The organism is Streptomyces klenkii, assembly GCF_003626645.1.
GTDB lineage: Bacteria > Actinomycetota > Actinomycetes > Streptomycetales > Streptomycetaceae > Streptomyces > Streptomyces klenkii.
In genome coordinates, this window is sequence record NZ_RBAM01000002.1 from 408,784 (window position 1) to 421,405 (window position 12,622).

Annotated in this window: 9 protein-coding genes and 1 tRNA gene; 8 read left to right on the plus strand and 2 right to left on the minus strand. The window is 71.0% G+C overall.

From position 1 onward, the window contains the following. Nucleotides 1–45: 45 nt before the first annotated feature. Both D7231_RS05205 and D7231_RS05210 read right to left on the minus strand, forming a co-directional pair. On the minus strand, nucleotides 46–1,011 hold the full coding sequence (locus D7231_RS05205) for a hypothetical protein (RefSeq protein ID WP_241999579.1): 966 nt from the start codon (nucleotides 1,009–1,011) through the stop codon (nucleotides 46–48). Nucleotides 1,012–1,735: 724 nt separating this feature from the next. Next, nucleotides 1,736–1,807: transfer RNA gene (locus D7231_RS05210), tRNA-Arg, on the minus strand. Between the two features lie 121 nt (nucleotides 1,808–1,928). On the opposite strand from D7231_RS05210, the gene D7231_RS05215 reads away from it, so the two are divergent. The 8 genes from D7231_RS05215 (at nucleotide 1,929) to D7231_RS05250 (ending at nucleotide 12,501) form a co-directional block, all read left to right on the plus strand. Further along, the gene (locus D7231_RS05215; protein ID WP_120753726.1) at nucleotides 1,929–2,462 is read left to right on the plus strand and encodes a response regulator; all 534 of its coding nucleotides are present in this window, start codon (nucleotides 1,929–1,931) and stop codon (nucleotides 2,460–2,462) included. A gap of 63 nt (nucleotides 2,463–2,525) precedes the next feature. After that, nucleotides 2,526–3,365: an ArgS-related anticodon-binding protein NrtL gene (gene nrtL / locus D7231_RS05220; RefSeq protein ID WP_120753727.1), complete on the plus strand. Its 840-nt coding sequence runs from the start codon at nucleotides 2,526–2,528 to the stop codon at nucleotides 3,363–3,365. Nucleotides 3,366–3,379: 14 nt separating this feature from the next. Further along, nucleotides 3,380–4,771, plus strand: coding sequence for a diaminopimelate decarboxylase (lysA, locus tag D7231_RS05225; RefSeq protein WP_120753728.1), 1,392 nt, complete (start codon nucleotides 3,380–3,382; stop codon nucleotides 4,769–4,771). A gap of 181 nt (nucleotides 4,772–4,952) precedes the next feature. Next, a complete protein-coding gene (locus tag D7231_RS05230) occupies nucleotides 4,953–6,245 on the plus strand; it encodes a homoserine dehydrogenase (protein ID WP_120753729.1) in 1,293 nt (430 codons plus the stop codon). Nucleotides 6,246–6,253: 8 nt separating this feature from the next. Beyond that, nucleotides 6,254–7,321 (plus strand): threonine synthase, encoded by a 1,068-nt coding sequence (gene thrC, locus D7231_RS05235; protein ID WP_120753730.1) that lies wholly within the window; start codon nucleotides 6,254–6,256, stop codon nucleotides 7,319–7,321. 306 nt (nucleotides 7,322–7,627) lie between these two features. Then, complete coding sequence (gene thrB, locus D7231_RS05240; protein WP_058046281.1) at nucleotides 7,628–8,542, plus strand: homoserine kinase; 915 nt, start codon at nucleotides 7,628–7,630, stop codon at nucleotides 8,540–8,542. A gap of 425 nt (nucleotides 8,543–8,967) precedes the next feature. Next, nucleotides 8,968–11,010 carry a transcription termination factor Rho gene (gene rho / locus D7231_RS05245; RefSeq protein WP_120753731.1) on the plus strand — a complete coding sequence of 681 codons (2,043 nt, stop codon included), beginning with the start codon at nucleotides 8,968–8,970 and terminating at the stop codon, nucleotides 11,008–11,010. Nucleotides 11,011–11,382: 372 nt separating this feature from the next. Next, nucleotides 11,383–12,501 (plus strand): LCP family protein, encoded by a 1,119-nt coding sequence (locus D7231_RS05250; protein WP_120753732.1) that lies wholly within the window; start codon nucleotides 11,383–11,385, stop codon nucleotides 12,499–12,501. Nucleotides 12,502–12,622 lie beyond the last annotated feature (121 nt).

Sequence of the window (12,622 nt, forward strand, 5' to 3'; positions counted from 1 at the left end):
CGGTCAGGGAATGTGCGTGTTGCTGGTGGTCAGAGTTGCTGGTGATCAGACCCGAGGAGCCCGGTGCCGCGGAACCCGCCCCTCCCGAACGGCCCGGAGGGCCCACTTCCGGTGCCGCAGGAAGAGCCCCCGCGCTTCTCCGCAGTACGACCAGGGCACCTCGGAGGCGTACGGCCCGATGGCCTCGAACACCTCGTGGGCCTCGGCGTGCCGCCCCGCGAAGGCCAGGGCGTGGGCGAGGTAGTTGGCGTCGTCGGTGAACTGGGCGTGGCGCCGCGTCCCGCGGTGCCGCCACCAGCCGTCGAGCACCGGGTCGATGTGGGGGCAGTCGATCCAGGGGTGGACGCTCAGGCCGTAGCTGGCCGCGTCGGTCTCCATCCGGTGCCGGTGCGACTCGGCGAGCGCGACGAGCGGCAGCACGGCGAGCGGCAGCCCCCGGGGCGCGGTGTCGGCCCGCTCCTGCGCCCAGTGGAACATCTCCGCCCCCGAGCCGTGGTTGCGGGCGAAGAGATAGGTGAGCAGCTCGTGGTGGGCTTCGCGGTTGTACGGGTCCCGCCGCACGATTTCGCCCCACACCTGCTCCAGCACGTTCCGGCCCGGCGCGTGGACCCGGATCAGCGCGAGCATCACCACCCACGGCGAGGGGTCGGCCGGCACGGCCTCGGCGGCCGCCAGACAGGTCGACCAGGCCCGCTCCATCTCGGCCCGCCCCGCCCCGGCCCCGCTGATCACCGACCGCACCGCCTGCACGTGCGCGAGCAGCGCCAGCGCATCCCCCGACCCCGGCTCGGCCCGCGCCCACGTATCGGCGAACCGCAACCCCGCCCCGGCCCGCGCCAGCACCTGTAATCGGAAGATCCGCCGGTCCCAGTCCGCCCCGGTGGCCCCGATCAGATCCCGGGGCCCCTCCCACCGCCCCATGGCGGCGTCGTCCAGCACGGCCCGCAACGGCAGATCATCCCGGGCCTGATGCAGCTCCAGCCCCTGCCCGGCCCCCCGCCGAAATCTCATCCGCCCCGCTTCCCTGAATAACCGTCAAGTAGGCGTGTTGCGACAAAACTTGACAGGACCCGACCCTCCGGGATCACTCCTGCCCCTAGGGGAACGCACCCTACCCCGGGCACCCCCACATCATGCCCACAACAACAAAAGCGCCGGCCCCGGCAGCGCCGGCATGACTGAGCCCGGGGCTTCGCACGTAGCACTCCCACAGACCAGCAGACTGATCCCCCAGCTCTCCGCACCCGCGGATACCAGGCGAAGGGCCATGGCGGATGGGAAACTCACTCACTACTCACGCACGGGGCGGGGTTTGGGCCTGGGTGCGACCCATGCTGGCGGCCGGAGATCGGCGGAGCACAGGGCGCCAATTGCGTTGCGCTTCATTCGTGTATGAGCTGGATGCAAGCTTTGCCGGAATCCTGGAAAGTAGTCAAAAAACAGGGCGATCGTGGAAAGATGCACAGGTCACAAACCTGCTCCCCGTGCCCGCGGGGATGGACCCTGCGGACCGGAACTGTGCCGGCTGCATAGACGACAGCGAGGAGACCATGGGGTGGGCCTCGGGCTCCGAGGCGGGCAACAGGCTGTGACCGTCGCCTGAAATCTCACTCGCCACTCACTCGCGATCAGCGGCGGACAACGACAAAGCCCCGGACTCAGCGGGACTGAGTTCGGGGCTTCATGCTCGGCACTTCAGCAGGTCACCGGTCAAGTCTGACCGCTCACTGCGAAGTGCCCCCGGCAGGATTCGAACCTGCGCACACGGCTCCGGAGGCCGTTGCTCTATCCCCTGAGCTACGGGGGCGTGTCGGCCGCTTCGTGCGGTGACGGGTAGAACATTACCAGCTTCCGGAGGGTGATCCGCAACGTCGTTCGGCGGGGTTGGGGCGGGGTGGGTGGGGGGTGCTCGCCCGCACGGGGTGGAAGTGGGGAAAACCCGGACGCAGCGTGGGGGGCGCGCTTACTCTCGGGGTGTGCCTGGCTTGTCCGGCCGGGTCCTTGTCGTCGACGACAACAAGGTCATCCGGCAGTTGATCAGGGTCAACCTCGAGCTCGAAGGCTTCGAGGTCGTGACCGCGGCCGATGGTGCCGAGTGTCTGGAGATCGTGCACCGCGTGCGTCCTGACGTGGTGACGCTGGATGTCGTCATGCCCCGGCTGGACGGGCTGAACACCGCTGCCCGGCTGCGTTCCGACGCCCGGACGTGCGACATACCGATCGCGATCATCAGCGCGTGCACCCAGCTGGAGGTCGAGGGCGGCCGTTCCGCCGGGGTCGACGCGTTCCTGGCGAAGCCGTTCGAGCCGGCCGAGATGGTCCGGCTGGTCCGCAGGCTCTTGCGGCGCCACAAGGGGGAGAGGAGCGAGGGGTTGCCGGGGGCCTCGGCCCCCGGGGACACGGGAGGGATCCAGTCCGTGCAGCCCGTCTGCGGGGTGGAGTCCCTCAGCCGGGGGGAGTAGCGCCGTCCCGGTGGGCGAAACCCATTCGCCCCGGCCCCACCCCTCTCCCCTAGGCTTGGCCCCGTGACCCCGGCCGATCTCTCCCGCACCGTGCTGCACACCGTGCAGTGCGCCGTCGAGGCCGACGAGCTGCCCGCCGCCGTGCCCACGCGGGTCACCGTGCGGGTCCCGCCCCGTCCCGGCTGCGGGGACTTCGCCACCAATGTCGCCCTGCGCGTGGCCCAGGAGACGGGCCGGCCCGCCCGCGAGGTCGCCGAAGTGCTGCGGAAGCGGCTGGCCGCGGAGCCGGGGATCGCCCGGGTCGAGATCGCCGGGCCCGGCTTCCTCAACATCACCCTGGACGGGATCTCGTACGTCCGGCTCGTACGGGACGCGCTGGGCGCGCGGCCCGCCGCCGAGCCGCTGCCCCTGCCCGATCCCGACCACGAGCTCCCCGCCCTCCTCGCCCGCCTCGGCTCCGACGCCGCCCGCTGGAGCCTCCTGTGGCCCGCCGGCGCGGGCCGCGCCGGGTTCCTCGTCCAGCGCGACAGCAATCCCCTCTTCCGGGTGCGCTACGCCCATGCCCGTACGCAGGGGCTGCTGCGTAACGCCCGTGACCTGGGGTTCCACTCCGAAGCGGCCGAGCCGGCCGAGTACGGGCACGAGGCCGCCGCCCCGCTCCTCGCCGCCCTCGCCGACCACCCCCGCGTCACGGCCGCCCGTGACCCCGAGCGCCTGGCCCGGCACCTCGACCGCACCGCCGGCGCCTTCCTGACGTGGCAGACGGAGTGCTCCGTGCTGCCCCGCGGTGACGAGAAACCCTCGGCCGTCCACCGCGCCCGCCTGGCCCTCGCCGAGGCCACGGGCAACGTGCTGGCCGACGGCCTCCACCAGCTCGGCATCACCGCACCCGCACACCTCTGAGGGGATCAGAGACCATGAGCCGTTCCGCCCACCCCGCCGGGCCCCGCTACGCCGACGTGCTGCCCGAGGGCCACTACACCGCACCGCCCGCCGACCTCAACGCCCTCGACCCGAAGGTGTGGTCGCGCACCGTCGCGCGCGACGAGTACGGCGTCGTGACCGTCGGCGGCATCCCCGTCACCCGCCTCGCCGAGGAGTTCGGCACCCCCGGCTACTTCCTCGACGAGACCGACTTCCGCGAGCGCTGCCGCGCCTGGCGCGACGCCTTCGGCCCCGACGCGGACGTCTTCTACGCGGGCAAGGCGTTCCTCTCGCGGGCCGTCGTGCGCTGGCTGCACGAGGAGGGGCTCAACCTCGACGTCTGCTCCGCCGGCGAGCTCGCCACCGCGCTCGCCGCCGGCATGCCCGCCGAGCGCATCGCCCTGCACGGCAACAACAAGAGCACCGAGGAGATCACCCGCGCCGTCGAGGCCGGCGTCGGGCGGATCGTCCTCGACTCCTTCCAGGAGATCGTGCGCGTCGCGCACATCGCCGAGCGGCTCGGCAAGCGGCAGCGCGTGCAGATCCGGATCACGGTCGGCGTCGAGGCGCACACCCACGAGTTCATCGCCACCGCCCACGAGGACCAGAAGTTCGGGCTCGCGCTGGCCGGCGGCCAGGCCGCCGAGGCGGTGCGGCGCGCGCTCAAGCTCGACGGGCTCGAACTCATCGGCATCCACTCCCACATCGGCTCGCAGATCTTCGACACCTCCGGTTTCGAGGTCGCGGCCCACCGGGTCGTCGGGCTGCTCGCCGAGATCCGCGACGAGCACGGCGTCGAGCTCCCCGAGATCGACCTCGGCGGCGGCCTCGGCATCGCCTACACCTCCGACGACGACCCGCGCGAGCCGCAGGAGATCGCCACGGCTCTGCGCGAGATCGTCAGCCGCGAGTGCGCCGCCGCCGGGCTCGCCGTGCCGCGCATCTCCGTCGAGCCGGGGCGCGCCATCGTCGGCCCCACGGCCCTCACGCTCTACGAGGTGGGCACGGTCAAGGAGCTGCCGGGCCTGCGCACGTACGTCAGCGTCGACGGCGGCATGTCGGACAACATCCGCACCGCGCTCTACGACGCCGAGTACAGCGTCGCGCTGGTCTCGCGGACGTCGGCGGCCGCCCCGATGCTGTCGCGCGTCGTCGGCAAGCACTGCGAATCCGGTGACATCGTCGTCCGTGACGCCTTCCTCCCCGCCGACCTGGCCCCGGGCGACCTGCTCGCGGTGCCGGCCACCGGCGCCTACTGCCGCTCGATGGCCAGCAACTACAACCACGCGCTGCGGCCGCCGGTCGTGGCGGTGGCCGACGGCGCGGCCCGTGTGATCGTCCGGCGCGAGACGGAAGAAGACCTTCTCCGTCTCGACGTCGGCTGAAGTAAGCAACAACGAGTAAGCAACAACAGCAGACACAACGAAGCACCGTAATTCCGCAGTGGCGCAATACCGACGCAACGCTGACGGAAACAAAGGTCTCGGATACTGGACAGCGGAGGGAATCCTCCGTCCAGTGAGTGAGACTGGTGCACAAACCAAGATGTATGAGAAACGAGGTCGGATGATGCGTACGCGTCCGCTGAAGGTGGCGCTGCTGGGCTGTGGAGTGGTCGGCTCTGAGGTGACGCGCATCATGACGACGCACGCGGACGACCTCACGCAGCGCATCGGAGCGCCCGTCGAGCTCGTCGGCATCGCCGTGCGCCGTCCCGACCGGGTGCGCGAGGGGGTGCCGGCTGAGCTGATCACCACCGATGCCACCGCGCTCGTCAAACGCGACGACATCGACGTGGTCGTCGAGGTCATCGGCGGCATCGAGCCGGCCCGCACGCTGATCACCACCGCCTTCGAGCACGGCGCGAGCGTCGTCTCGGCGAACAAGGCCCTGCTCGCCCAGGACGGCGCCGCCCTGCACGCCGCCGCCGAGAAGCACGGCGTGGACCTCTACTACGAGGCCGCCGTGGCCGGCGCCATTCCGCTGGTCCGGCCGCTGCGCGAGTCGCTCGCGGGCGACAAGGTCAACCGGGTGCTCGGCATCGTCAACGGCACCACCAACTTCATCCTCGACAAGATGGACTCCAGCGGCGCGGGCTATTCCGAGGCGCTGGACGAGGCCACGGCCCTGGGGTACGCGGAGGCGGACCCGACCGCCGACGTCGAGGGCTTCGACGCCGCCGCGAAGGCCGCGATCCTCGCCGGGATCGCCTTCCACACCCGCGTCCGGCTCGACGACGTCTATCGCGAGGGCATGACGGAGGTCACCGCCGCGGACTTCGCTTCCGCAAAGCAGATGGGCTGCACCATCAAGCTGCTGGCCATCTGCGAGCGGGCCGCCGACGGCCGGTCGGTGACCGCCCGCGTCCACCCGGCGATGATCCCGCTGACCCATCCGCTGGCCTCCGTGCGCGAGGCGTACAACGCGGTCTTCATCGAGGCCGACGCGGCCGGGCAGCTGATGTTCTACGGCCCCGGCGCCGGCGGCTCGCCGACCGCCTCCGCGGTCCTCGGCGACCTCGTCGCCGTCTGCCGGAACAAGGTCGCCGGCACCACCGGGCCCGGCGAGTCCGCCTATACGCGGCTGCCGGTGAGCACGATGGGCGACGTGGTCACGCGCTACCACATCAGCCTCGACGTGGCCGACAAGCCCGGCGTGCTGGCCCAGGTGGCCACCGTCTTCGCCGAGCACGGCGTGTCCATCGACACGGTCCGCCAGCAGGGCAAGGACGGCGAGGCGTCCCTCGTCGTCGTCACCCACCGGGCCGCCGACGCCGCCCTGTCGGCGACGGTCGAAGCGCTGCGCAAGCTGGACACGGTCCGCGGTGTCGCGAGCATCATGCGGGTTGAAGGAGAGTAACGAAAGCAATGAGCAACCAAACCCACCAGTGGCGCGGCATCATCGAGGAGTACCGCGACCGGCTGCCGGTCACCGCCGAGACCCCGGTGGTGACCCTCCGGGAGGGCGGCACGCCGCTCGTCCCCGCCCAGGTGCTCTCCGAGCGCACGGGCTGTGAGGTCCACCTCAAGGTCGAGGGCGCCAACCCCACCGGTTCCTTCAAGGACCGCGGCATGACCATGGCCATCACCCGGGCGAAGGAGGAGGGCGCGAAGGCCGTCATCTGCGCCTCCACCGGCAACACCTCCGCCTCGGCCGCGGCCTACGCCGTACGCGCCGGCATGGTCTGCGCCGTCCTGGTCCCGCAGGGCAAGATCGCGCTGGGCAAGATGGGCCAGGCCCTGGTCCACGGCGCCCGCATCCTCCAGGTCGACGGCAACTTCGACGACTGCCTGACGCTGGCCCGCGGCCTGTCCGAGCAGTACCCCGTGGCGCTGGTCAACTCGGTCAACCCGGTGCGCATCGAAGGCCAGAAGACCGCCGCCTTCGAGATCGTCGACGCGCTCGGCGACGCCCCCGACATCCACGTCCTCCCCGTCGGTAACGCCGGCAACATCACCGCCTACTGGCGCGGTTACCGAGAGTACGCCGCCGACGGGATCGCCTCCCGCACCCCCCGGATGTGGGGCTTCCAGGCCTCCGGTTCGGCGCCGATCGTGCGCGGCGAGGTCGTGAAGGACCCGCACACCATCGCCACCGCGATCCGCATCGGCAACCCCGCCTCGTGGCGGTTCGCCGAGGAGGCGCGGGACGAATCGGGCGGTCTCATCGACGAGGTGACCGACCGACAGATCCTCGCCGCGTACCGGCTGTTGGCCTCGCAGGAGGGCGTCTTCGTCGAGCCGGCGTCGGCCGCGAGCGTTGCGGGGCTGCTGAAGGCGGCGGAGCTCGGTCTGGTCGACCGCGGTCAGCGGATCGTCTGTACGGTCACCGGTAACGGTCTCAAGGACCCCGACTGGGCGGTTGCGGGTGCGCCTCAGCCGATCACCGTTCCGGTGGACGCTGTCGCGGCCGCGCGGCAGCTCGGGCTCGCCTGACCGCACCGTCCCGGGGCTCCGCCCCGGACCCCGGTCCTCAAACGCCGGACGGGCTGATTCCTTGCCTGGACAGGCTGAATCAGCCCGTACGGCGGCGAACCGGCGGCGTGCAGTTCCCCGAGCCCGCCGCAGGCGACACGCATCGTGCGCCTCCCGTGCGCCCTATGTCGCCGCAGAACCTTCCTTCGATAGGCTGTACTCACTCCGCCCCGTCGCAGACCGTGCCGTGACCCACGGCATCGCCGTCGCGGCCCTTGCGGACGTTGCACGCCCCACCAAGGCCAGACCAAGGAGAGTCATCGAGCGATGGCCGGTCCCGCGTTCCGCGCCGCCGCTGTCCGCGTGCGCACCCCTGCCACCAGCGCAAACCTCGGCCCCGGCTTCGACGCCTTGGGCCTCGCGCTGGGGCTCTACGACGACGTCGTGGTCCGGGTGGCCGAATCCGGGCTGCACATCGACATCGCCGGAGAGGGCGCCGACACCCTCCCGCGCGACGAGAGCCATCTCCTCGTCCGCGCCCTGCGCACCGCCTTCGACCTGCTCGGCGGCCAGCCGCGCGGCCTGGAGGTCGTCTGTGCCAACCGCATCCCGCACGGGCGCGGCCTCGGCTCCTCCTCGGCGGCCATCTGCGCGGGGATAGTCGCGGCCCGCGCCGTGACCATAGGCGGGGCCGAAAAGCTCGACGACGCGGCGCTGCTCGAGCTGGCCACCGAGATCGAGGGACACCCCGACAACGTCGCCGCGTGCCTGATGGGCGGATTCACCCTGGCGTGGATGGACGCCGGAGTGGCGCGGGCCATTCGGATGGACCCTGCGGATTCCATCGTTCCGGTGGTCTTCGTGCCGTCCCGGCCGGTGCTCACCGAGACCGCCCGCGGGCTCCTGCCGCGCAGCGTCCCCCATGTGGACGCGGCGGCCAACGCCGGCCGCGCCGCCCTGCTGGTCGAGGCGCTCACCAGGCGCCCCGGACTGCTGCTGGCGGCCACCGAGGACCGGCTCCACCAGGAGTACCGCGCCCCGGCGATGCCGGAGAGCGTGGCCCTGGTCAACCGACTGCGCGCGGACGGCGTCCCCGCGGTCATCTCCGGCGCGGGACCCACGGTCCTCGCGCTGGTCGAAAGCGGTGCGGCCGACAAGGTCGCACGACTGGCGGGCGAGGGGTGGGCGGCCAACCGGCTGGCTCTCGACGCCGGGGGGACGAGCGTGCTGCCGCTCGCCTGACAGCGGAAATCCGGGCGGAACCCGGCTCCGCGAAAAATAGCGGTTGCCGGTCTTGGAGAGGGGGAATGTTTGTGGGATCCGGTAGTGTTAACCTCAAGTCTGCACTCGAAGCCACATCGGCTCGGTGCTCTGTGTCCCGATCAGGGGCCGCTTTTCTTCCGGGAGCCTCCCAAACTGCCTGAGCAGCCTGCCTGAGCAGCTTCGAGCACGCTCCGGAATCGGCGTGGGTGACATGAGTGAAGCCGATACTCCATGTCTTCACCTCATTCTTCACGCCGGACCAATGAACTGATTCTTCCGCCGTACCAGCCGTACCGGCGGACCACCGCCCCGGCCCGGTCCGCAAACCGCCAGACCGTAGCCGGACAGCACAACCGGTCGCCGAGCCAGACAGGCCGACGCCCGCTCCAGGGAAGGACCCCTTCGTGAGCGACACCACCGATCTGATGGGCGTGAACGCCGGAGCCGCCGGCAATGCCTCCGCGCCCGCCACGGACGCTCCCGCCGCGCCTGCCACCGGTGCTGCCACCGCCCCCAAGCGGCGCCGTTCGGGCACCGGCCTCGACGCCATGGTCCTGGCCGAGCTCCAGCAGCTCGCCTCGAGCCTCGGCATCAAGGGCACCGCGCGCATGCGCAAAGGCCAGCTGATCGAGGTCATCAAGGAGAGGCAGGCGGGCGGCTCCGCCGCGCCCGCCAAGGCCGAGACCGCGGCCGCCGCGGACGCCGAGACCAAGCCCAAGCGCCGCGCCACCTCCAAGGCCCGTACGGGTGAGGCGGCCGAGAAGGCCGAGGCCAAGCCCGCCGAGAAGGCTGCCCAGCAGCAGATCGAGATCCCGGGCCAGCCCAGCAGCGACGAGCAGCCGGCCGGCGAGCGCCGCCGCCGCCGGGCCACCGCGCCCGCCGGCAGCCCCGACGCCGCCGAGGCCCAGCCGGCCGAGAAGGCCGTCCGCGCCGAGGAGCGCACCGAGGCCAAGGCCGAGGCCGCGCTGGACTCCGCCGAGGGCAAGGCCAAGGGCGACCGCCAGGACCGCGCCGAGCGCGGCCAGAAGGGCGACCGCCGTGAGCGCGGCGACCGCGGCGAGCGTGGTGACCGCGGCGAGCGCGGCCAGCGCGACCGCCGTGAGCGCGGCCAGCGCGACGACGCCCAGAAGGGCGACCGTCAGCAGCGCGACGGCCGTGGCGCGCCCCAGGGCGCCCAGGCCGGCCCGCAGGACGAGGACGACTTCGAGGGCGGCCGTCGCGGCCGTCGCGGCCGCTACCGCGACCGCCGTGGCCGCCGTGGCCGCGACGAGGGCTTCGGCAACGAGCCGCAGGTCTCCGACGACGACGTCCTGATCCCCGTCGCGGGCATCCTGGACATCCTCGACAACTACGCCTTCATCCGGACGTCCGGCTACCTCCCGGGTCCGAACGACGTCTACGTCTCCCTCGCCCAGGTCCGTAAGAACGGCCTGCGCAAGGGTGACCACGTCACCGGCGCCGTCCGGCAGCCGAAGGACGGCGAGCGCCGCGAGAAGTTCAACGCCCTTGTCCGCCTTGACTCGGCCAACGGCATGTCGGCCGAATCCGGCCGCGGCCGCCCGGAGTTCAACAAGCTCACCCCGCTCTACCCGCAGGACCGCCTGCGGTTGGAGACGGACCCGGGCGTGCTGACGACCCGGATCATCGACCTGGTCGCCCCCATCGGCAAGGGCCAGCGTGGTCTGATCGTGGCCCCGCCGAAGACCGGCAAGACCATGATCATGCAGGCGATCGCCAACGCGATCACCACCAACAACCCCGAGTGCCACCTGATGGTCGTCCTGGTCGACGAGCGTCCGGAAGAGGTCACCGACATGCAGCGGTCGGTCAAGGGCGAGGTCATCTCCTCGACCTTCGACCGCCCGGCCGAGGACCACACCACCGTCGCCGAGCTCGCCATCGAGCGCGCCAAGCGCCTGGTGGAGCTGGGCCACGACGTGGTCGTCCTGCTGGACTCGATCACCCGTCTGGGCCGCGCCTACAACCTGGCCGCCCCGGCCTCGGGCCGCATCCTGTCCGGTGGTGTCGACTCCACCGCGCTCTACCCGCCGAAGAAGTTCTTCGGTGCCGCGCGCAACATCGAGGACGGCGGCTCGCTGACCATCCTGGCCACCGCGCTGGTCGAGACCGGCTCGCGCATGGACGAGGTGATCTTCGAGGAGTTCAAGGGCACCGGCAACATGGAGCTCAAGCTCGACCGGAAGCTCGCCGACAAGCGCATCTTCCCTGCGGTCGACGTCGACCCGTCCGGTACCCGCAAGGAGGAGATCCTCCTGGGTGCCGACGAACTGGCGATCGTCTGGAAGCTGCGCCGGGTGCTGCACGCGCTCGACTCGCAGCAGGCCATCGAGCTGCTTCTCGACAAGATGAAGCAGACCAAGTCGAACGCCGAGTTCCTGATGCAGATCGCGAAGACCACGCCCTCCTCGGGCAACGGCAACGACTGATCCGCGTCCAGTGGCTCCAGGAGGCCCCTCGTCACCTCGGTGACGGGGGGCCTCCGCCGTTTCGCCCCTTCCGCCGTCCCCTCCGTCGTCCAGGGTCTCCGGCCCGGCCGCCCGTGCCGTGATCTTCTCGTGACATTCTGAGACATGTACCACAACCGCCCGGCTCCCGCATGGCCGGAATCAATGCCCCTCAAATGTCTGAATTCGCAGGTGGCAAGGGGTGGGGGAGATCGCCGGCCGGGCCGGTGGCCGGAGTTTTTCTAAGACAGTCCTCAGAAACCGCTGTGCAACCCTGTCGCAGACTTCCCCGTCAATCAGCGCAGGGGGGACGAGCCGGATCGATACCGGGGACAGCAGAGGACTGAGGAGCGCATGGCCGAGGAGAACAGGGGCACGTCCGCGGGTTCGCACCGCCGCCGTGCCGGGGGGAAGCGCGGCCGCCGCCGCAAGCCCGCTCCCCGCCGCAGGGGCTGGCGAATAGCCGCCTGGACGGCCACCGGCGTGGTCCTCGCGGGCGGCGCCGGAGCGGGGATCCTCTACTACAAGTTCAACGGCAACCTCAGCAGCGTCGACATCAACGCCGCCCTGGGCAAGAACCGGCCGGAGAACATCGACAACGGCTCGCAGGACATCCTCGTCCTCGGCTCCGACTCCCGGGCCGGCGCCAACAGTGCCTACGGCCGTGACGAGGGCAGCTCCCGCTCCGACACCGCGATGATCGTCCACGTCTACGCGGGTCACAAGAAGGCCAGCGTCGTGAGCATCCCGCGGGACACCATCGTCCCGCGCCCCGCCTGCCGCACCTCCGGCGGCAAGACCAGCCCGGCCGTGAAGAGCGCCCAGTTCAACGAGGCGTACACGGTGGGCGGCGCGGCCTGCGCGGTCGCGACCGTCGAGGCGATGACCAACATCCGGATGGACCACTACATGGAGGTCGACTTCGCCGGCTTCCAGAAGCTGATCGACAAGCTCGGCGGCGTCGAGGTCACCACGACCAAGCCCATCAAGGACAAGTGGAGCCACCTCAACCTGGAGCCGGGCACTCACACCCTCAACGGCGAGCAGTCCCTCGGCCTCGTGCGCACCCGGCACGGCGTCGGCGACGGCAGCGACCTCGGCCGGATCAAGCTCCAGCAGGCCTTCATCAAGGCCCTGCTGGACCAGGTCAAGCAGATCGGCCTGTTCACCAGCCCCACCAAGCTCTACGGGATCGCCGACACCGCCACCAAGGCGCTCACCACCGACCGCGAGCTGGCCTCCGTCGACAAGCTGTACTCCTTCGCCAACGGCCTCAAGGGCATCGGCTCGGGCGACATGCACATGGTGACCCTGCCCGTGGGCGACGACCCCGCCGACCACAACCGGGTCATCCCGATCACCGAGGCGAGCAGCAAGATCTGGGACGCGCTCCGGGCCGACAAGCCCATCCCGGAGGATGCGCTCAAGGACGGTGCGGGCACCAAGACCGGCGCCGACGACGTGGTCAAATGATCCAGGCCGCCCCGTACGACCGGCTCTGACCAGGACCGGAAACCCCCGGGAATAACCGGCCGCGACCTCCCGTTTTGGGGGATGCGGCCAGTACTGGCAGACTGGTCCGTCGGCCCCGGTT